Origin of the sequence: Aeromonas sp. s1(2024) (assembly GCF_040908005.1) — a bacterium.
GTDB classification, from domain to species: Bacteria; Pseudomonadota; Gammaproteobacteria; order Enterobacterales; family Aeromonadaceae; genus Aeromonas; species Aeromonas caviae.
In genome coordinates, this window is the sequence record NZ_JBFOCW010000014.1 from 78,922 (window position 1) to 97,822 (window position 18,901).

At 62.3% G+C, this 18,901-nt stretch carries 19 protein-coding genes; 9 read left to right on the plus strand and 10 right to left on the minus strand.

Going from position 1 to position 18,901, the window contains the following annotated elements; genetic code table 11:
• Positions 1-89: 89 nt before the first annotated feature.
• Both pnp and AB5Y70_RS03515 read left to right on the plus strand, forming a co-directional pair.
• Entirely contained in the window at positions 90-2,228 is a 2,139-nt protein-coding gene (gene pnp / locus AB5Y70_RS03510) for a polyribonucleotide nucleotidyltransferase (protein ID WP_029314766.1), read from the plus strand.
• A 142-nt stretch (positions 2,229-2,370) separates the two neighbouring features.
• A complete protein-coding gene (locus AB5Y70_RS03515; protein WP_043153227.1) occupies positions 2,371-3,582 on the plus strand; it encodes an MFS transporter in 1,212 nt (403 codons plus the stop codon).
• Positions 3,583-3,585: 3 nt separating this feature from the next.
• Here the strand turns inward: AB5Y70_RS03515 and AB5Y70_RS03520 are convergent, their stop codons facing one another.
• Positions 3,586-3,939 (minus strand): DsrE/DsrF/TusD sulfur relay family protein, encoded by a 354-nt coding sequence (locus AB5Y70_RS03520; protein WP_043153224.1) that lies wholly within the window; start codon positions 3,937-3,939, stop codon positions 3,586-3,588.
• Between the two features lie 160 nt (positions 3,940-4,099).
• Here AB5Y70_RS03520 and AB5Y70_RS03525 point away from each other — a divergent pair, with 160 nt between their 5' ends.
• On the plus strand, positions 4,100-4,492 hold the full coding sequence (locus tag AB5Y70_RS03525; RefSeq protein WP_039041125.1) for a DUF1090 domain-containing protein: 393 nt from the start codon (positions 4,100-4,102) through the stop codon (positions 4,490-4,492).
• A gap of 308 nt (positions 4,493-4,800) precedes the next feature.
• Here AB5Y70_RS03525 and AB5Y70_RS03530 read toward each other — a convergent pair whose 3' ends face one another.
• Both AB5Y70_RS03530 and yegQ read right to left on the minus strand, forming a co-directional pair.
• Positions 4,801-5,049: a YfhL family 4Fe-4S dicluster ferredoxin gene (locus AB5Y70_RS03530; protein ID WP_010675358.1), complete on the minus strand. Its 249-nt coding sequence runs from the start codon at positions 5,047-5,049 to the stop codon at positions 4,801-4,803.
• 1 nt (position 5,050) lies between these two features.
• Positions 5,051-6,415, minus strand: a complete 1,365-nt coding sequence (gene yegQ / locus AB5Y70_RS03535; RefSeq protein ID WP_010675357.1) for a tRNA 5-hydroxyuridine modification protein YegQ — start codon at positions 6,413-6,415, stop codon at positions 5,051-5,053.
• A 443-nt stretch (positions 6,416-6,858) separates the two neighbouring features.
• Here yegQ and AB5Y70_RS03540 point away from each other — a divergent pair, with 443 nt between their 5' ends.
• A complete protein-coding gene (locus AB5Y70_RS03540) occupies positions 6,859-7,785 on the plus strand; it encodes a L,D-transpeptidase family protein (RefSeq protein ID WP_041212511.1) in 927 nt (308 codons plus the stop codon).
• A 72-nt stretch (positions 7,786-7,857) separates the two neighbouring features.
• Here AB5Y70_RS03540 and AB5Y70_RS03545 read toward each other — a convergent pair whose 3' ends face one another.
• From AB5Y70_RS03545 to fldB, 6 genes are all read right to left on the minus strand, one after another.
• The gene (locus AB5Y70_RS03545; protein ID WP_174219044.1) at positions 7,858-8,163 is read right to left on the minus strand and encodes a type 1 fimbrial protein; all 306 of its coding nucleotides are present in this window, start codon (positions 8,161-8,163) and stop codon (positions 7,858-7,860) included.
• Positions 8,164-8,386: 223 nt separating this feature from the next.
• Complete coding sequence (locus tag AB5Y70_RS03550) at positions 8,387-8,764, minus strand: VOC family protein (protein ID WP_043153219.1); 378 nt, start codon at positions 8,762-8,764, stop codon at positions 8,387-8,389.
• 141 nt (positions 8,765-8,905) lie between these two features.
• Entirely contained in the window at positions 8,906-10,246 is a 1,341-nt protein-coding gene (locus AB5Y70_RS03555) for a TldD/PmbA family protein (RefSeq protein WP_049636565.1), read from the minus strand.
• Positions 10,246-10,353 (minus strand): hypothetical protein, encoded by a 108-nt coding sequence (locus AB5Y70_RS03560; protein ID WP_010673741.1) that lies wholly within the window; start codon positions 10,351-10,353, stop codon positions 10,246-10,248. Before AB5Y70_RS03560 ends, AB5Y70_RS03555 begins: the two co-directional genes overlap by 1 nt.
• The gene (locus AB5Y70_RS03565) at positions 10,353-11,753 is read right to left on the minus strand and encodes a TldD/PmbA family protein (protein WP_049636564.1); all 1,401 of its coding nucleotides are present in this window, start codon (positions 11,751-11,753) and stop codon (positions 10,353-10,355) included. The genes AB5Y70_RS03560 and AB5Y70_RS03565 overlap by 1 nt, the downstream gene beginning before the upstream one ends.
• Positions 11,754-12,263: 510 nt before the next feature.
• Positions 12,264-12,782: a flavodoxin FldB gene (gene fldB, locus AB5Y70_RS03570; protein ID WP_049636563.1), complete on the minus strand. Its 519-nt coding sequence runs from the start codon at positions 12,780-12,782 to the stop codon at positions 12,264-12,266.
• 183 nt (positions 12,783-12,965) lie between these two features.
• Here fldB and xerD point away from each other — a divergent pair, with 183 nt between their 5' ends.
• Entirely contained in the window at positions 12,966-13,865 is a 900-nt protein-coding gene (gene xerD / locus AB5Y70_RS03575; RefSeq protein WP_042014490.1) for a site-specific tyrosine recombinase XerD, read from the plus strand.
• A gap of 72 nt (positions 13,866-13,937) precedes the next feature.
• On the opposite strand, the gene mscL is transcribed toward xerD, so the two are convergent.
• Positions 13,938-14,348, minus strand: coding sequence for a large-conductance mechanosensitive channel protein MscL (gene mscL / locus AB5Y70_RS03580; RefSeq protein ID WP_010673746.1), 411 nt, complete (start codon positions 14,346-14,348; stop codon positions 13,938-13,940).
• Positions 14,349-14,607: 259 nt separating this feature from the next.
• Here mscL and AB5Y70_RS03585 point away from each other — a divergent pair, with 259 nt between their 5' ends.
• From AB5Y70_RS03585 to AB5Y70_RS03600, 4 genes are all read left to right on the plus strand, one after another.
• On the plus strand, positions 14,608-15,312 hold the full coding sequence (locus tag AB5Y70_RS03585) for a disulfide isomerase DsbC N-terminal domain-containing protein (protein WP_039041117.1): 705 nt from the start codon (positions 14,608-14,610) through the stop codon (positions 15,310-15,312).
• Positions 15,278-17,008: a single-stranded-DNA-specific exonuclease RecJ gene (gene recJ / locus AB5Y70_RS03590; protein ID WP_049636562.1), complete on the plus strand. Its 1,731-nt coding sequence runs from the start codon at positions 15,278-15,280 to the stop codon at positions 17,006-17,008. The genes AB5Y70_RS03585 and recJ overlap by 35 nt, the downstream gene beginning before the upstream one ends.
• A 150-nt stretch (positions 17,009-17,158) precedes the next feature.
• The gene (locus AB5Y70_RS03595; protein WP_049636561.1) at positions 17,159-18,340 is read left to right on the plus strand and encodes a MerR family transcriptional regulator; all 1,182 of its coding nucleotides are present in this window, start codon (positions 17,159-17,161) and stop codon (positions 18,338-18,340) included.
• Between the two features lie 40 nt (positions 18,341-18,380).
• Positions 18,381-18,884 (plus strand): GNAT family N-acetyltransferase, encoded by a 504-nt coding sequence (locus AB5Y70_RS03600; RefSeq protein WP_049636560.1) that lies wholly within the window; start codon positions 18,381-18,383, stop codon positions 18,882-18,884.
• Positions 18,885-18,901: the final 17 nt, after the last annotated feature.

An 18,901-nucleotide genomic window follows, 5' to 3' on the forward strand; every position in this document is an offset into this window, starting at 1 on the left:
CAGAATTGACGTCCGCGCTTACCTTTTGATGCGAATCAAGTATACTTGCACGCGAATTTAAAGCGCCAAATTGTTAAAAGGAAATTCACGTGAATCCTATTGTAAAGTCATTCCAGTACGGTCAACACACCGTCACACTGGAAACCGGTGTGATGGCCCGTCAAGCCACTGCGGCCGTTATGGTCAGCATGGACGATACCTGTGTCTTCGTGACTGTCGTTGGCAAGAAAGAGGCCGATCACGGCCGTGATTTCTTCCCGCTGACCGTCAACTATCAGGAGCGTACCTATGCTGCTGGTCGTATCCCGGGTGGTTTCTTCCGTCGTGAAGGCCGTCCGAGCGAGGGTGAGACCCTCATCTCCCGTCTGATCGACCGTCCCATCCGTCCGCTGTTCCCGGAAGGCTTCCTCAATGAGGTTCAGGTGGTTGCCACCGTCATGTCCGTGAACCCGGCCGTTTCTCCCGACATCGTTGCCATGATCGGTGCCTCCGCGGCCCTGGCCATCTCCGGCATCCCGTTCGGCGGCCCGATCGGTGCAGCCCGCGTGGGTTACATGAACGGCCAGTACGTGCTGAACCCGACCACCACCGAACTGCCCCAGAGCGATCTGGATCTGGTGGTTGCCGGTACTGCCAATGCGGTGCTGATGGTGGAATCCGAAGCGGCCATCCTCTCCGAAGAGGTGATGCTGGGCGCCGTGGTCTACGGTCACGAGCAGATGCAGACCGTGATCAACGCCATCAATGAATTCGCTGCCGACGTCGGTACCAAGCCCTGGGACTGGACCCCGCCTGCCGTCAACGAAGCGCTGAAAGCCAAAGTTGCCGAACTGGCCACAGCTGAACTGGGTGAAGCCTACCGTATCACCGAGAAGGCTGTTCGTTACGAAACCATCGCTGCCATCAAGGGCCGCGTGGTCGAGCAAGTCATCGCATCCGGCGTGGAAGAAGATGCCAAGAAGATCGGCGAAGAGTTCCACAGCCTGGAGAGCCGCATCGTCCGTGGTCGCGTCGTACGTGGTGAGCCGCGTATCGACGGTCGCGATCCGGAAATGATCCGCGCCCTCTCCGTCGGTACCGGCATCCTGCCCCGTGCCCACGGTTCTGCCCTGTTCACCCGTGGTGAAACCCAAGCCATTGTGGTGGCCACTCTGGGTACCGAGCGTGACGCCCAGAACATCGACGAGCTGACCGGCAACCGCGCCGATCGCTTCATGCTGCACTACAACTTCCCGCCCTACTGCGTCGGCGAGACCGGCATGATGGGCAGCCCGAAGCGTCGTGAAATCGGTCACGGTCGTCTGGCCAAGCGCGGCGTTGCTGCCGTGATGCCGAGCGCCGCCGAGTTCCCGTACGTGGTGCGCGTAGTCTCTGAAATCACCGAATCCAACGGTTCCTCCTCCATGGCGTCTGTCTGTGGTTCCTCCCTGGCGCTGATGGATGCCGGTGTGCCGATCAAGGCCTCCGTTGCCGGTATCGCCATGGGTCTGGTGAAGGAAGAAGAAGGTTTCGTCGTGCTGTCCGACATCCTGGGTGACGAAGATCACCTGGGCGACATGGACTTCAAGGTAGCCGGTACCAGCGAAGGTGTGACCGCGCTGCAGATGGACATCAAGATCGAAGGCATCACCAAAGAGATCATGGAGATTGCGCTGAAGCAAGCTCGTGGCGCTCGTCTGCACATCCTGAAGGTGATGGACGAAGCTATCCAGGCTCCCCGTGCCCAGATCTCCGATTTCGCACCGCGCATCCACACCATCAAGATCAATCCTGAGAAGATCAAGGACGTGATCGGCAAGGGTGGTTCCGTGATCCGTGCCCTGACCGAAGAGACCGGCACCAACATCGAGCTGGATGATGACGGTACCGTTCGCATCTCCGCCGTGGCCAACGAAGCCGCCATGGAAGCGATCCGCCGCATCGAGGCCATCACCGCCGAGATCGAAGTGAACCGCATCTACGAAGGCAAGGTCGTGCGCCTGGCTGACTTCGGCGCCTTCGTCAACATCCTGCCGGGTAAAGACGGTCTGGTGCACATCTCCCAGATCACCGATGCCCGCGTGCAGAACGTGGCCGACTTCCTGAAAATCGGTGACGTGGTGAAGGTGAAGGTACTGGAAGTGGACCGTCAGGGCCGTGTGCGTCTCTCCATCAAGGAAGCGAACGCACCGACAGAAGCGGCTGCTGCTCCTGCTGCCGTTGCCGTCGAAGAGCCGGCTGCCGAATAAGGCTGCCGTATGTGAAAGAGCCGACCCTTGGGTCGGCTTTTTTGTGCCTGTCGCCCGGCATGGCGCAGATTGTCTCCTTGTTCCTTTTGGCGCCCCTTGATATAAGGGACGGCCCCGCTTCGTTGGCAAAAGGAATTGCAGCATGTCATGGGCCTACCTCAGGCAGTTTCCTTCCCTGGTCTGGATCGTCATCCTGGGCACTTTCATGGTGCGTACCACCTTCTTCATGGTCTGGCCCTTTCTCTCCATCCTGCTCTACCGTGACTACGGACTTTCGGCGACCCTGATAGGCCTGATCCTGGGGGCCACGGCGGCGCTTTCCACGCTTGTCAGCTTCTATGGCGGCTGGCTCTCGGACAAATGGGGGCGGCGCAACATCCTGCTGTTCGGCTGCCTGGTGTCCGCCGCCAGTGTGGCCCTGCTCGGCCTCTCCCACCAGGTGGGCTGGCTGGCACTCGGGGTGATCGGCAGCGGACTCTCCTACGGACTCATCGACTCACCGGGCAAGGCACTGATGGCCGACAATCTGGCCGAGCCCAAAGCCCGTGAGCTGGCGCTGCACCTGCGTTATTTCCTGCTCAACCTGGGGGCGGCCATCGGTCCTCTGCTCGGCGTCACCTATGGCCTGAGCGCGCGTCAGGAGACCTTCCTGTTGCTCAGTGCCAGCTATCTGCTGCTTGGCATGGTCTTTGTCATCGGGTTCAGGCTGGCGGGTTGCCACACCAGCCAGGCGGCCGGGCCCGGCATGCGTGCCGTGCTGCGGGTGCTCTGGCAGGACAGGGGGTTTCTGCTGCTGATCATGGCCAATCTGCTGCTGATGCTGGTCTATGCCCAGTTCGAGTCGCCCCTCATCCAGTATCTGACCCGCGCGGGGACGCCGGAAGTGGAGCGGCTCATCGGCTGGCTGGTGACGACCAATGCGCTGACCATAGTGATGCTGCAGTTCCCCCTGCTGCACCTGACTGCCCGCTGGTCCACGCGGCGCAAGCTGCAACTCGGGGTGGCGCTCTTTCTCGGTGCCCAGTTGCAGTTTGCGCTGGGGGATACCGCCATCTGGTGGCACTGGATAGTGGCGGTGATCCTCTTGAGCGTCGGGGAGTGCATCCTCTTCCCCTTGCTCAATGTGTTGATCGATCAGATGGCGCCTGGTCATTTGAAGGGGAGCTATTTCGGGGCGGCCTCCATCTCCGGACTCGGGGTGGCCATGGGGGCCTTGCTGGGAGGCTGGGTGCTGGCCCACTGGGGCGGGAGCTGGCTTTATGCCCTGATGGCGCTGCTCTGCCTGGTGATCCTGATGCTCTATGGTCTGAGTACCCGGACCTCGCGCACTGCGCTGGTCCGGGCCGGGCCCTGACGGCTAAAAGGTCAGCACCTTGTCGGCGGCCAGAGTCCATTGAGCCAGCAAGGGGAGGGTGCCTATCTCTATACCCTCGACAAGGGGTAGCGGGGTGATGCCGCGCGCATCGGTGCAGCTCTTGCAAAGCCGGATCCGGGTGCCCTGAGCCAGCAGTATCTCCAGCATCTGGCGCAGGTTGTAGCCCTCGGCCGGAGCCTGCCCGGCCAGAGCAGCAGTGACGGCATCCGACATCAGGAAGAGGTTGAGGTCTACCTTCGCCTCCTCTTTAAGGGCGATGCCGAGGCGCAGGGCATTGAACAGGGACTCGCTGCCATAGGGGGCGCCGTTGGCAATGATGAGAATGTGTTGGGTCATGTGGCTCTCCTGATTGAAAGGGCCATTGTAGCCTCGGCGAAAGCGGCCCGGCATGATGCAGAGCACACTCTGTCGTAGCCCGGCCCCATGTGTCTTGACCTCACACAGGGAGTCAGGTCTCATGGACGGCCATCCAGTATGACAGAACAAAGAGGTTGTTATGTGGAAGATCGCCGGAATAGGCTTATTGTTGTTGGCCGGACAAGCCTATGGTAGTGAAAACATCGGCTGCAAGGCCAGACAGCAGGCCGTGACGGATCAGCTTGCGTTCGCCAGGGCGCACAACAATCAGGAGCAGGTAGCCGGCCTTGAGCGGGCACTGCGCAACCTGGAGGCCCATTGTACCGATGCCGGGCTCCTTGAGGAGCAGCAACGCAAGGTGGTCAAGCAGAGGGAAGAAGTGGAAGAGCGGCTGGCCGAGTTGCAGAGCGCACGGGTATCGGGCAAGCCGGACAAGATTGCCAAGAAGCAGTCCAAGCTGGAGGAGTCCCAGGCCGAGTTGCTGGAAGCCCAGCGCGAACTCGAGGCGCTGCAAAAACTGGTCAAACCCTGAGGGAAGGGCAGCGCAATAGAAAAAGCCGGGCATGCCCGGCTTTTTCTATTTCTGGATAATGCACCCGCGAGTGTCAGACGCTGACTGCCTGTGCATCCGCACGAACTTCTCCATCAACTGATCTTCGGTTTCCACCCTATGGACGGGATCCCGGAGGATGCCGTCCATGGGGCGCAGACGCTGATACAGGCTTACTGCCTGTGCATCCGAACAAACTTTTCCATCAGCTGATCTTCGGTTTCCACCCTATGGACGGGATCCCGGAGGATGCCGTCCATGGGGCGCAGACGCTGATGCAGGTGCTACAGCTACTGCCTGTGCATCCGCACGAATTTCTCCATCAGCTGATCTTCGGTCTCCACATGGGCGGGATCCCAGATGATGCAGTCGATAGGGCAGACGCTGATGCAGGTGGGCTTCTCATAGTGGCCGACGCATTCGGTGCAGCGATCCGGGTCTATCTCGTAGATCTTGCTCCCCAGGGTGATGGCCTGGTTCGGACACTCCGGATCGCACATGTCACAGTTGATGCACTTGTCGGTGATGAGCAGTGCCATCTCAGGCCGCCGAGTGAGGTTGACGGGTATCCTCGCGCTCGCCGAGGTTGCGCAGCAGGATGCCGTAATTCACGTCGATCTCCTTGGGTACCGGCACGTAGACCACGTGGCCGTTGCCCGGTGCGGTGTCGATGAGCTCGCCCTTGCGGTTCTGCATCTGCTCCAGGTTGAAGCTGAGGTTGCCCTGGGGGGTCATCAGCTCCAGGCTGTTGCCCAGCAGGAACTTGTTCTTCACCTCGACCTCGACCATGTCACCGTTGCGACCGGTGATCTCGCCGACGAACTGCTGGGTGTCGGAGACGGAGTAACCGTAGTCGTAGTTCTGGTATTCGCTGTGGTTGTGACGGCGCAGGAAGCCCTCGGTGTAGCCGCGGTGGGCCAGGTTCTCGAGGGTGCCCATCAGGGTCGGATCGAACGGACGGCCAGCCACCGCATCGTCGATGGCCTTGCGATAGACCTGTGCGGTACGGGCGCAGTAGTAGAAGGACTTGGTACGGCCCTCGATTTTCAGCGAATGAACGCCCATTTTGGTCAGGCGCTCGACGTGCTCGACGGCGCGCAGATCCTTGGAGTTCATGATGTAGGTGCCGTGCTCGTCTTCAAACGCGGTCATGAACTCGCCCGGGCGGTTGGACTCTTCCAGCAGCACCAGGGCATCGGTCGGCTTGCCGGCGCCCAGGGTCGGATCCACCTTCTGCACGGCGATGGGCTCCTGGCGGTGGACGATCTGGCCCACGTCATCTTCCTTGCCCTCGTGCACCTTGTACTCCCAGCGGCAGGAGTTGGTGCAGGTGCCCTGATTGGGGTCACGCTTGTTGATGTAGCCGGAGAGCAGGCAGCGGCCGGAGTAGGCCATGCACAGCGCCCCGTGGACGAAGACTTCCAGTTCCATCTCCGGCACCTGCATGCGGATCTCCTCGATCTCGTCGAGAGACAGCTCGCGGGAGAGGATGGCACGGGTCAGTCCCATCTGATGCCAGAACTTCACCGTGGCCCAGTTGACCGCGTTGGCCTGCACCGAGAGGTGGATAGGCATGTCGGGGAAGGCTTCGCGCATCATCATGATGAGGCCGGGGTCGGACATGATGAGTGCATCCGGCTTCATGTCCACCACGGGGCGCATGTCGCGGATGAAGGTCTTGAGCTTGGAGTTGTGGGGCTGGATGTTGGCCACCACATAGAACTGCTTGCCGAGGGCATGGGCCTCGTTGATGCCGAGCTGCAGATTCTCGTGATCGAATTCGTTGTTGCGTACCCGCAGGCTGTAGCGCGGCTGGCCCGCATAGACGGCGTCTGCGCCATAGGCATAGGCGTAGCGCATGTTCTTGAGGGTCCCGGCAGGGGAGAGCAATTCTGGTCTGAACATGTTGGACTCTTTTATCTGATTGCAAATCAGGACGGCGCCACCTGATGGCGTCGTGTGGGTTCATCGGTGGCGCGACCGTCTTCGACGCACGGCCATCCGATGGGGGCACATCGGAGCAGGAGGTGACTCGATACTCCGGATATACGGGGTGCGAGATTGTACTCGTGACCGCCTCGTCATGCAATTTGGGACGGCCTTGGCATGTCTGCGCCATGTTCATTTTACGCTCAGACTGGGGTTGCTAGAGTGCAAGGGGTGAAAGATGCCCCTGAGTTGGCTGTGAAATGGATCTTTTCGGCGAAAAAGACCATCTCCAAGTTGAAATTTTGCCCTGCTCGGGAAAGAATGCGCGCTCGGTTGTTGGTCCCCGGTGACGGGCCCACAAGAGACCGATGATGAGCAGGGCAAAGGCCCACAGGAACAGGAAACCATACAGGAATTTTATGAATCCCCTTCGCATTGCCGCTTCGGCTCTTTTATGTACGCTGGCGCTGGTCAGCCAGCAGGCCGCCGCCGTTGAATACCAGCTGCCTGCAGCCAACAGCCGCCTGATCGGTGAGAACCAGGAATACGTGGTGCCCGCAGACAACCGTCCGCTGGAGCAGATCGCCTCCGACTTCCAGCTGGGTCTGACCAACATCATGGAAGCCAACCCCGGCGTCGACCCCTACCTGCCCAAGGCGGGCAGCACGCTGATCATTCCCCATCAGCTGATCCTGCCCAACGCTCCCCGCGAAGGGATCGTCATCAACGTGGCGGAGATGCGTCTCTACTACTACCCGAAGGGCAAGAACGTGGTGCATGTGCTGCCCATCGGCATCGGCCAGCTCGGGGTCAACACCCCGGAGAACTGGATCACCAAGGTTGAGCGCAAGCGTGCCAACCCGACCTGGACCCCGACCGAGAATATCCGTCGCCGCTACGCCGCCCAGGGCAAGACCCTGCCCGCGGTCTGGCCGGCCGGCCCGGACAACCCCATGGGCCTGCACGCGCTCTACATCGGCAACCTGTACGCCATCCACGGCACCAACGCCACCTTCGGCATCGGTCTGCGGGTGAGCAGCGGCTGCGTGCGCCTGCGCGCCGACGACATCAAGTACCTGTTCGATCACGTGCCGGTCGGCACCCGCGTCCAGTTCGTCAACCAGCCGGTCAAGACCACGGTCGAGCCGGATGGCGGTCGCTACATGGAAGTGCACGAGCCGCTGTCGCGCACCGAGGAAGAGTTCAACTCCACCGCCTCCGTGCCGCTGCCCATGACCCCGGCTACCACCCGCTTCATCGCCCATGCTGACAGCGATTCCAACGTGGTCAAGCAGGTGCTGGAACAGCGTACCGGCATCCCGACCCGCCTCAATCCAGAGGCGTAATGGCCGGCAAGTGCAGTTAAACAACAACGGCGACCATCAGGTCGCCGTTGTTGTTTCTGGGATTGGTGAGGTTCATTCGTAGCTGATTGTGATAATCGCCATGGTTTGGCGCGAGTCAATCCACCGATAGGAAACCTGGTTGGTGGCGAGACGCTGTGGCGACTGTTGTGCCAACTGTCTCAGATTGAGGGTATCTGTCGTTTGCTGTGGACCCGAGAGACAGGTGACCTGCACCCGATCCTGTTGCTGCTTGATGTGGCAGGCATCTTCAACGATTGCTCCGCTGAAGGTAATGTGCCCAGTACTGGTTGCCGACCTCGCCTGTGCCATCGATATACCCAAGCTGGCGCAGGTGAGTGCTACTACGATTGGCTTCATGCAGACCTCCAAATTGTCTTGCTCGCAGGTAGAAACCACTTTTCATGGCCTGTACTGCCAATATCGACCCGGTCAGTGAGAATGTGAGTGTTATTTGAGTGGCTGCAACGCAGCCCGACTCTGGTGGGTTAAATGACAAAACAGGGCAACCCAGGGATTGCCCTTGCTATGGCCGGCTGCGAGTGACCAGGCAGAGGGTATCCCGAGGAAGCTTTCATCTTCCTCAGGTGGTCGGTGGGGCATAGAGGGCCAGCCAGTTGCCTTCGGTATCCTCGATGATGACCCGGGAGCCATGACCACTGCCGATGCTGTGCAGAGGCTCCAGCACCCGCCCGCCGAGCCGGGGGACCAGCAGTTCCGCTTCCTGCAGCCTGTCACCGAGGGAGAGATAGATGAGGGGACCGGCACCGCCGGGCTGGTGATATTTGTCCATGGGGCCGAGACAGGCCGCCGCGTTGCTGCCGTCGTGGCGCAGCATGGCAAAGCGCATGGTCTCTTCCTGGATGGGGGTGACCTGCACATCGAGCAGGGCCGAGTAGAAGTCCATGGCGCGATCCAGATCCCGTGTCGGAATGTCGGCCCAGACCAGGGTGTTGTCCATCGTCGTATTCTCCAGAGTTCCCGGCCAACGCGGTCGGTGGCTCTTTGAGGTTAGAAGTGGCTGTCGGGGGGCGCCATGGATAAAAAAAGCGGCGCCTGATGGCGCCGCTTGAAGGGGGAAGAGCCGAGTAAGGCTCCCCTCTTATTTGCCGGCAATGCTGAGCCCGCCAAAGCGGATCAGCGGGGCATAGAAGTCCTTGCCATCGTCGTGGTGCAGCTGGTTGCCGACCGCTTCCAGCTCCCCGAGCAGACGATAGAAGTTGCCCGCCACCGTGATGCCGCGTACCGGTGCCACGCGCTCGCCATTTCGGCAGAGGAAGCCGGAGGCGCCGAACGAGAAGTCGCCGCTCACCGCATCGGCCCCGGAGTGCAGGCCGTCCAGCTTGACCAGCTCCAGGTACTCACCGCTTTGTACCTCGGCCTCGCCGTGGGGGCCGAGCCCGAACACCAGGTGACGAGGGGCCACGTCCAGGGCACTGCGGGCACTGCGGGCGGCTGCACCGTTGCTTGTCACGCCGAAGTGGCGGGCGGTGGCGCTGTTGTGCAGCAGGGTCTTGAGCTCCCCCTCGCCGATGAGCAGGAGATCCGAAGTGGCGGCCCCTTCGCCGTCAAACGCCTTGATCTTCATGCCCCCCGGCATATAGGCACGACTCTCCAGGGTGAGCCAGCGAGAAGCCACGCTTTGGCCCAGCTTGTCGCGCCAGGGGTTGATCCCCTGCTGGGCCCACTTGCCAGACAGTGCGGACTGGAAGCAGCCAAACAGGCTGGCAAAGCAGTGGGTGCTGAAGATGACGCTGTAGCGACCGCTCGGCACCGCCTCACCCATCAGCAGGCCATCGGCCACGGCGTGGATCTGGCGGATGAGAGGCTGGCTCTCCAACTCGTCGAAGCGCCGTGCGTACTGTCCCTGGTAGTGCATGGACTGGCGGCCCTCTCGCTCGATGAGAGCGGAGCTGTGGCAGCCGACGCTGAACTCCTGATGTTCGCAGACGCTGCCCTGGCTGTTGGCAAGCCAGAAGCGGCTCTCCCCCTCGAAGAAGCCGTTGTAGGGGGCGCCGGTCACGTCCGGCAGGGCCAGCATGTCGGACTCGAGGCGCAGGGTCAGGGCGATCTTCTCTTCCACCGCCGTGGTGTCGGCCTGATGTATCTCGGCGCAGTCGGTGATGAGCCTGCTCTGCTGCACTGTGATGCGCTGATCCGGGTCCACCTTGGCGAAGCGGCTCGCATCGAGCGCATCCTGCACCATGGCGTCCAGGGCCGACGCGTCGAGGGACTCGGAATAGGCGATGCCGACCCGGCCTTCCTTGATGAGGCGAATGCCGATCTGCTGGCTGCTTGTGACCTTGTATTCACTGAGTTCGCCCTTGTCGGCCTTGAGGGAGAAGGCCTTCTCCTGATTGGCGATGACGTCTGCCTCGGCACCCAGATCGGCGACCTGGTCCAGCAGACGGGCAAGCAGTTGGTTCATGTCGAGTTGGCTCATCAGGCGTTCCCTCCGACCAGGATATTGTCAACCTTGAGCGGTGGCTGGCCGACTGAAACGCGAATGAGGCGGGAGATGGAACCGCACAGAGTGTCATGGATGTTCATCAGGCGTTCCCTCCGACCAGGATATTGTCAACCTTGAGCGGCGGCTGGCCGACCGAGGCGGGAATGGAGCCGGAGACCGAGCCGCACATGCCGGCGGAGAGGGCCAGATCGCGCCCCACCATGGAGATCTCCTTCAATACCTGCGGGCCGGTGCCGATCAGGGTGGCCGACTTGAGGGGCCGGGTGATCCTGCCCCCCTCGATGAGGTAGGCCTCCTGCACGTTGAAGTTGAACTCGCCGGTACCGGGCTGCACAGAGCCACCCCCCATCCGCTTGGCATAGATGCCGTGTTCCACGGTTGCCAGCATGTCGTCGAGGCTGTAGTTGCCCGGTTCGATATAGGTGTTGCGCATGCGGGAGGCGGGGGCGAACTTGTAGGATTCCCGGCGCCCGGAACCGGTGCGGGCGTAGCCGGTGCGAAGGGCCCCCATTCTGTCCACCAGGAAGCCGGTCAGCACGCCGTCCTTGATGAGCTGGGTGTGCTGGGTCGCCATCCCTTCGTCATCGACGTTGATGGAGCCCCAGGCGTTGCCCTGCAAGCCCTCGTCCACCGCGCTGACCGCGGGGTTGGCGATTAGCTGGCCCATCTTGTCGTGGAACACGGATGCCTTTTTGGCCACCGAGGTGGTCTCCAGCAGGTGACCGCACGCCTCGTGGAAGATGACGCCGCCAAAGCCGCTCTCCATGATGACCGGCAGCTTGCCGCTCGGGCAGGGGGCGGCTCCCAGCTTCACCAGTGCCTGGCGGGTGGCGGTGAGAGCCAGCTCGCGGGGATCGATGCTCTCGGCATGCTCCCATCCCTTCATGGCACCGGGGGCTTCATAACCTACGCTCTGCTCGCCCCCGTCCAGGGCGATGGTCTGGGCCATGATGCGGTTGTAGTGGCGGCGATCGCTCACCTGCACCCCTTCGCTGTTGAAGATCTCCACCTCCTGCTCCCAGCCGAGCACGTTGCCCGAGAACTGGCTCACCTTGTCGCTCTCGGCGCGGGCCGCAGCGTCCATGGCATGCAGGTAAGCGATCTTCTGCTCCAGCAGCTTGTCGGCCGACAGCGGCAGAGCGATCGGGTTGCGGTCGGTCAGGCGGGTGAAGTCAAAGGCGGTGACGGTGACCACGGGGTCACGCCTGTCCTTGGCCGCCAGCAGGGTAACGATGCGCAAGAGCTCGTTGCGATCGGCCAGGTTGGTGTAGCCGTAGAGCACCTTGTGGCCGTAGCACAGGCGAACGCCGATACCGAAGTCGAGACCACCGCTGATGTTCTCTATCTGGCTGGAGAGCAGGCTGAGCTGGCTGCGGCGCTTGCGCTCCACAAACAGCTCGGCGAAATCGGCACCCAGCGCCAGCGCGTGATCGAGCACGTCGCGGGCGATGGCGGGGGCCAACAGGGAGAATGAAGTCATAGAATATCCTTTTCTGGTCTGTCCGTTTGCTTCCGACACCCGGCGTTGTGTTGTTATGGGGTGTCGACCTCATTGTTGCAGACCAGAAGCAAAAAGTCGCTATAGCGTCAGCCGATGATACCAAACGAGAAAATCGGTGCGATTTATGCGCCCGGCAGCCCGAGCGCAGGCTACCGGCAGGGGAGGTTGGCGCCGCTCATGGCGATCGCTTGATATGAGGTCGACCCACTGCTCGATACGGGGTCGGTCTGGTCGTCCATTGGCTGGCGTCGTCGAACATCCAGGCGGCCAGGATCAGAGCAGTTCATGGATCTCGCTCAGGATCTGGTCGACCCACTGCTCGATGCGGGGTCGGTCTGGTCGTCCATTGGCCGGCGTCGTCGAACATCCAGGCGATCAGGGTCAGAGCAGTTCGTGGATCTCGCTCAGGATCTGGTCGACCCACTGCTCGATGCGGGGTCGGTCTGGTCGTCCATTGGCTGGCGTCGTCGAACATCCAGGCGATCAGGATCAGAGCAGTTCGTGGATCTCGTTCAGGATCTGGTCGACCCACTGCTCGATACGGGACTCGGTCTGGTCGTACTGGTTGGCGTCATCGAGGGCCAGCCCGACGAAGTGACGGCCATCGTCGATGAGCGCCTTGGAGGCGTCAAACTCGTACCCCTCGTTGGGCCAGTAGCCCACTAGCTTGACCCCCTTGGGGACCAGCTGATCGTGCAGCAGGCCGAGGGCATCCTGATACCACTCCCCATAGCCCAGCTGATCGCCCATGCCAAACAGGGCGATGATGCGTCCCTCCAGATGCAGGTCGGCGATGTCTTCCCAGCGAGATTCCCAGTCCTCCTGCAGCTCGCCGAAGTCCCAGGTGGAGATGCCCAGGATCAGGATGTCGTACTCCTGCATGCGGGCGAGGGGCACATCCTTGATGTTGTGGAGATCGACCAGCTCGGGGCCGATGAGGGCGCGGATCTTCTCGGCGGCCATCTCGGTGTAGCAGGTGGTGGAGCCATAAAACAAACCTATCTTCATCGCTCTTCTCTTGATCGCAGTCGGCAAGGGGCGTGACCGGCACAGCGGCGCCCGGGGGGAGGGCGCCAGTCTAGCAGATTGCGCCGGGCTCTTCACCGCCTGAGGGGATGTGCAGCCTTGCCTTGCGGCCCGGGTGGGTCGGCACGTTACAATGGCGACCTGTTTCCCTGAGCGCGGCGCACCATGAGCAAAGCAGAATCCCATCCCCTGATCGAGCCGTTTCTCGACGCCCTCTGGCTGGAGCGGGGGCTTTCCGACAACACGGTCAGCTCCTATCGCACCGACCTGGAAAAATTTGCCCTCTGGCTCGATGAGCAAGGCGGTTCCCTGCTGCTGGCGGGGCTGGACGACATCCAGCACTACCTCGCCTGGCGGGTGGACCATCAGTTCGCGGCCAGCAGCACGGCCCGTTTCCTCTCGGCCCTGCGCCGCTTCTACCAGTACCTCAATCGCGAGAAGCTGCGCAGCGACGATCCCACCGTGCTGCTGGAGGGGCCAAAGCTCCCCAAAAAGCTGCCATCGGATCTGAGCGAAGCCGAGGTGGAGGCGCTGCTGCAAGCGCCCCTGGTGGACGACCCGCTGGAGCTGCGGGACAAGGCAATGCTTGAGCTGCTCTACGCCACCGGGCTGCGGGTGTCCGAGCTGGTGGGGCTGACCGCCGAACACGTCAGCCTGCGCCAGGGGCTGGTGCGAGTGGTGGGCAAGGGCAACAAGGAACGCCTGGTCCCCATGGGGGAAGAGGCGGTGCACTGGCTGGAGCGCTACTACCGGGAGGGGCGCACCCTGCTGCTGGGTGGCACCAGCTCGGACGTGGTGTTCCCCTCCAAGCGGGCCAGGATGATGACCCGCCAGACCTTCTGGCACCGCATCAAGCTCTATGCCCTGAGAGCCGGCATCAGGGGGGAGCTCTCCCCCCACACCCTGCGTCACGCCTTCGCCACCCACCTGCTCAATCACGGCGCCGATCTGCGAGTGGTGCAGATGCTGCTGGGCCACGCGGATCTCTCCACCACCCAGATCTATACCCACGTGGCCAACGAGCGGCTCAAGGCACTGCACGGCCAGCACCACCCCAGAGCCTGATCGCCTCACCTGCCCTGCAACAAAAAACCGCCCGAAGGCGGTTTTTTTCAGCACACGACAGGGAGGAAACGGTTATTTCCCCTGCTGGGATTTCAGCAAGTCGCGGATCTCGGTCAGCAGCTCCTGATCCTTGGTGGGGCCGGCCGGGGCAGCGGCTTCCTCTTCCTGCTTCTTCTTCAGGGTGTTGATGGCCTTGAGCCCCATGAAGATGGCGAAGGAGATGATCAGGAAGTCGATACAGGTCTGGATGAATTTGCCATAGGCGATGACCACGGCAGGGGCATCCCCTTCGGCGGCCTTCAGGGTCACGGCGAGATCGCTGAAATCCACGCCCCCCAGGATCAGCCCGATGGGCGGCATGATCACGTCTCCCACGAAGGAGGAGACAATCTTGCCAAAGGCGGCACCTATGATGATACCGACCGCCATGTCGATCACATTGCCCCTGGATGCAAAGGCCTTGAACTCTTGAATCAGACTCATTTTTCCCCCTAGAAATGGACGACGTGCCACCTGAGCGCACGTCGATTTGAATAATAAAATATCAGCAAAACAGAGGGATGACTAAAGATGTCTCCCGTCGTCCTGATTAGCTTGCGGGGCTCAAGCCCGATTGGCAACCTGTCATCCCGTGATTTTTTCTTGCGGACGTTATTAATCGATCACTAATTAAGGTCTTTGGGAGAGGGAATTGTCTGGGTTACCTTATGAGGCCCTTCAATCATGCCAAGTGAATGAGCTAATGCGATATTTACTGCTGGGAATGATGCTGCTGTGCGCTTTTGCGGCCAGCGCGGGGATGGACCCCCATGTGTTGAAACAGACCATAGAGCAGCGCCTCGGTGTGCAGGTCTACCTGGTGGACGAGACCCCCATGCCGGGCCTCTATCTGCTGGGCACGGCCCAGGGACTGCTCTACAGCGATGCCAGGGGAGACTATGTGCTGCAGGGCTCCATGCTGGATCTGGCCCACGACATGAGAAACCTCACCCGGCTCAGCCAGCAGCAGCAACGCAGGCTGGCGCTCTCCCAGATAGGGGAGGCCCGGCTCTGGCTCAAGGCCACCCCTGAACGCCACCGCCTCACCCTGTTTACCGATCTCGCCTGCGGTCCTTGCCGCATCGCGCTGGAGGAGTTGCCCCGCTTGCAGGCGAGGGGCGTGAGCGTGCAACTGCTGCCTGCGCCTGTCGCCGCCTCGGATCAGGCTAGCTGGTGCGATCCCGGGCTGTTGCGCGAACTCAACTTCAGCGATCGTTTGCCTGAGAGCGGTTGTAATGCGATCCTTGCCCATCATATCGGCCTGAGCCAATGGCTCGGGATCAAGGCGTCACCGAGCTGGGTCCTGCCCAATGGCGACCTGGTGCGCGGTTACCAGAGCCCCGAACAACTGCTCAAGATACTGGATCACATCAATGCCCCTGCAAATCCGTCGTCGTCCGCGAGTTGATGATTCCCATCTGCCCGCCACCCTGCACCCGCTGCTTCGCCAGATCTTCGCCAGCCGCGGGGTAGAAGACCCTGCCCTGCTGGAGCGCAGCGCCAACCAGCTGCTGCCGCCCCAGCGTCTGTTCGGCATGGCGCAGGCGGTGCCGCTGCTGGCCGAGGCGCTGACGGCGCAAAAACGCATTCTCATCGTCGGTGACTTTGACTGCGACGGCGCCACCAGCTCGGCCCTGTGCGTGCTGGCTTTGCGCGCCATGGGTGGTCGTCACATCGATTTTCTGGTGCCCAACCGCTTCGAGTTCGGCTATGGCCTCACCCCGGAGATCGTCGAGCTGGCGGTGGCCCGTGGCGCCGAGTTCCTGATCACGGTGGACAACGGCATCTCCAGCATCGCCGGGGTGGCGGCGGCCAAGGCGGCCGGCATGCAGGTACTGGTTACCGATCACCATTTGCCCGGCCAGGAGCTGCCTGACGCCGACGCGATAGTGAACCCCAACCAGCATGGCTGCGACTTCCCCTCCAAGTCCCTGGCCGGGGTCGGGGTCGCCTTCTATCTGATGGCGGCTCTCAACACCCATCTGCGCCAGAGCGGCTGGTATGAGCGCCAGGGGCTGCGCGCCCCCAACGTGGCGGATTACCTGGATCTGGTGGCCCTCGGCACCGTGGCCGACGTGGTAGCGCTCGATGGCAACAACCGCATCCTGGTCCATCAGGGGTTGCAGCGGATCCGGGCTGGCCGTTGTCGCCCCGGCATCCAGGCGCTGGTGGATGTGTCGGGCCGCGACGGTCGTCGCCTGTGCGCTGCCGATCTCGGCTTTGCGCTGGGGCCGCGCCTCAACGCGGTGGGCCGGCTCGATGACATGTCCCTCGGGGTCGCCTGTCTGCTGAGCGAGGACATCAACCTGGCGCGCCAGCTCGCTTCCGAAATGGACAGCCTCAACCAGGAGCGCAAGGAGATCGAGCAGGGGATGCAGCAGGAGGCGCTCGCCACTTTGGAGCAGATCCGTTTTCGCGACGGTGAGGTGCCGTCGGGCATCGTGCTGCACCGGGACGAGTGGCATCAGGGGGTGGTGGGGCTGGTGGCCTCCAAGGTGAAGGAGAAGTACTACCGCCCGGTCATCGCGTTTGCCGAGAGCAGCGAGACCGAGCTCAAGGGCTCCGGGCGCTCCATCCCGGGGGTGCATCTGCGCGATGCGCTGGAACTGCTCGACACCCGCCACCCCGGCTTGATGGGCAAGTTTGGCGGCCACGCCATGGCGGCCGGGCTGACCCTGCCCAAGGCCAATATCGAGGCCTTCGGTCGGGCCTTCGAGGCGGTCATCGGCGAGCTGGTGACCCCTGAGCTCTTGACCGGGGTGCTGCTCACCGATGGCGAGCTGCTGCCCGATGAACTGAGTCTGGAGCTGGCGGAGCTTATTCGCGCCTCCGGCCCCTGGGGTCAGGCCTTCCCCGAGCCGCTGTTTGACGGGGAATTCGTACTGGTGCAGCAGCGGCTGGTGGGGGAGAAGCACCTCAAGATGATGCTGACCACGGATTCCGGCCACGCGGTGGATGCCATCGCCTTTGGCGTCGACTTGCAGCGCTGGCCCGATGCCTCGGTGAAGCGGGTGCGGCTGGTCTACCGGCTTGACGTCAACGAGTGGCGCGGCAACCGCAGTGTGCAGCTGCTGGTGGAGCATCTGGAAGCCGTCGGCCTCTGATTCCCGCGAGTCTCTCTTGCTGCCGATGACGGCCACCTCTGGGTGGCCGTTTTTTATGGTATGAACTCGGATGTTGTCGTTGACCTGTCTATTGCTTCACAGTTTAAGCTTCCCTTCATCGGGTCACGGACCCCTCAGCGAGTGGTTGTCATGAAAATATCCGAACTGGCCCGGCGCTGCGGCCTGGCACGCTCCACCCTGCTCTATTACGAGAAACTGGGGGTGATTGCGGGCACGAGGGGCGCCAACGGCTATCGCCACTACGACGATGACGATCTGCAGCGGCTGCGGATGGTGCAGGCGCTGCAGGCCGGCGGGCTCAGCCTCAAGCAGTGCCTCGCCTGTCTGGCGGGCGAGCTGGAGCAGGCAACGCTGGCAGCCCGGGTCAGGGAGCTGGATGAAGAGCTGGCGCGGATGCAACGCGCCCGGGATCTGCTGGCGGATCTCGCCGGTTTGCGTGCGCACTCCGGCGACGAGTTCAAGGCCTGGCAGCGGCAACTGCAGCATCAAGCCCCGCAGGCCTACTTTGCCTGGGTGATGAAGCAGGGATTCAGTGAAAAAGAGCGTTACCACCTGCAGTGGCTCAGCAAAGACATGAATGAACATGAACGTTATATCCGGGATTTCAAGCTGCTGCTGGATGGCATGAGCTATTGGGGGCCGGGCGATAGCCTCTTCACCCAGCAGCAATTTGCCGCGCTGCCCAGCCAGCCTCGCCGGATCCTCGACATGGGCTGCGGGCGCGGCGCCGCCACCTTGGCGCTGGCACAGGTGACGGACGCCACCATCGTAGCCATCGATCTGGACGAGGAGGCGCTGGCCGCCGTGGCGAGATCGGCCAGCGCGGCTGGCTTTGAGCAGGTCACTACCCTGTGCGCCAACATGGCGGCGCTGCCGGCAGATCTTGCCCCCGCCGATCTCATCTGGGCCGAGGGGAGCGCCTACACCATCGGGGTGGCCAACGCCTTGCAGGCATGGCGGCCGTACCTTGCCGGCCCTGCTGCCTGCCTGGTGCTGAGCGACCTGGTGTGGCTGACGGACACGCCCCCAGAGGAGGCGCTGGCGTTCTGGCAGCGGGATTATCCCGCCATGCAGACCCTGGCGGGCCTGTTCAAAACGGTGCAGGAGGCGGGTTATCGCTGCCTGTGGCACACCCCGTTGCCGCAAAGGGCCTGGGACAACTATCTGGATCCCATCGAGCGCAATCTGGCGCGCCACAGTGCCGAGCTGGGGGATAGCCCAGCCTGGCAGGATCTGAGCCGGGAAGTGGCCATCCACCGCCAATACCTGGATAGCTATGGCTATGTGATCTGCTGCCTGCAGGCAGTCTGATCAGGTCATCCATTGAAAGAGAGCAAACGGAGAAAACCTTATGAACATCATCATTCGGCCCGAAACAGGCGCCGATCACGACGCCATTGAAGCGCTGACCGTGGCCGCGTTCCTCAATGCCCCCCATACCGATCACAACGAACAGCTGATCGTGCGCGCCTTGCGCCAGGCCGGGGCACTCAGCCTGTCGCTGGTGGGGGAGCAGGCGGGGCGGGTGGTCGGCCACCTCTGCTTCTCGCCGGTCACCATCAGCGATGGCAGCCCGCACTGGTATGGCCTTGGCCCCATTTCCGTCTCCCCTGCGCTTCAGGGCAGGGGGCTGGGGTCACGGCTGATGGACGCGGGTCTGGCCGAGCTCAAGGGGATGGGAGCGGTCGGCTGCGTGGTGCTGGGGGATCCCGGCTTCTACGGCCGTTTTGGTTTCGTGCCCGAGCCGGGGTTGACGCTGCCCGGCGTGCCGCCCGAGTACTTCATGGCCCGCTCGTTCGGCGCTGCCATGCCCAGTGGTGAAGTGCGCTATCACCCGGCCTTCGAGCAGGGCTAAGCCCTCACCTTGAGGAA

Bases quoted from the DNA above. Each gene is read 5' to 3' on its own strand.
- AB5Y70_RS03515 (WP_043153227.1), top strand. From the start codon at position 2,371: ATGTCATGGGCCTACCTCAGGCAGTTTCCTTCCCTGGTCTGGATCGTC.
- AB5Y70_RS03520 (WP_043153224.1), bottom strand. From the start codon at position 3,939: ATGACCCAACACATTCTCATCATTGCCAACGGCGCCCCCTATGGCAGC.
- AB5Y70_RS03525 (WP_039041125.1), top strand. From the start codon at position 4,100: ATGTGGAAGATCGCCGGAATAGGCTTATTGTTGTTGGCCGGACAAGCC.
- AB5Y70_RS03530 (WP_010675358.1), bottom strand. From the start codon at position 5,049: ATGGCACTGCTCATCACCGACAAGTGCATCAACTGTGACATGTGCGAT.
- yegQ (WP_010675357.1), bottom strand. From the start codon at position 6,415: ATGTTCAGACCAGAATTGCTCTCCCCTGCCGGGACCCTCAAGAACATG.
- AB5Y70_RS03540 (WP_041212511.1), top strand. From the start codon at position 6,859: ATGAATCCCCTTCGCATTGCCGCTTCGGCTCTTTTATGTACGCTGGCG.
- AB5Y70_RS03545 (WP_174219044.1), bottom strand. From the start codon at position 8,163: ATGAAGCCAATCGTAGTAGCACTCACCTGCGCCAGCTTGGGTATATCG.
- AB5Y70_RS03550 (WP_043153219.1), bottom strand. From the start codon at position 8,764: ATGGACAACACCCTGGTCTGGGCCGACATTCCGACACGGGATCTGGAT.
- AB5Y70_RS03555 (WP_049636565.1), bottom strand. From the start codon at position 10,246: ATGAGCCAACTCGACATGAACCAACTGCTTGCCCGTCTGCTGGACCAG.
- AB5Y70_RS03560 (WP_010673741.1), bottom strand. From the start codon at position 10,353: ATGAACATCCATGACACTCTGTGCGGTTCCATCTCCCGCCTCATTCGC.
- AB5Y70_RS03565 (WP_049636564.1), bottom strand. From the start codon at position 11,753: ATGACTTCATTCTCCCTGTTGGCCCCCGCCATCGCCCGCGACGTGCTC.
- fldB (WP_049636563.1), bottom strand. From the start codon at position 12,782: ATGAAGATAGGTTTGTTTTATGGCTCCACCACCTGCTACACCGAGATG.
- xerD (WP_042014490.1), top strand. From the start codon at position 12,966: ATGAGCAAAGCAGAATCCCATCCCCTGATCGAGCCGTTTCTCGACGCC.
- mscL (WP_010673746.1), bottom strand. From the start codon at position 14,348: ATGAGTCTGATTCAAGAGTTCAAGGCCTTTGCATCCAGGGGCAATGTG.
- AB5Y70_RS03585 (WP_039041117.1), top strand. From the start codon at position 14,608: ATGCGATATTTACTGCTGGGAATGATGCTGCTGTGCGCTTTTGCGGCC.
- recJ (WP_049636562.1), top strand. From the start codon at position 15,278: ATGCCCCTGCAAATCCGTCGTCGTCCGCGAGTTGATGATTCCCATCTG.
- AB5Y70_RS03595 (WP_049636561.1), top strand. From the start codon at position 17,159: ATGAAAATATCCGAACTGGCCCGGCGCTGCGGCCTGGCACGCTCCACC.
- AB5Y70_RS03600 (WP_049636560.1), top strand. From the start codon at position 18,381: ATGAACATCATCATTCGGCCCGAAACAGGCGCCGATCACGACGCCATT.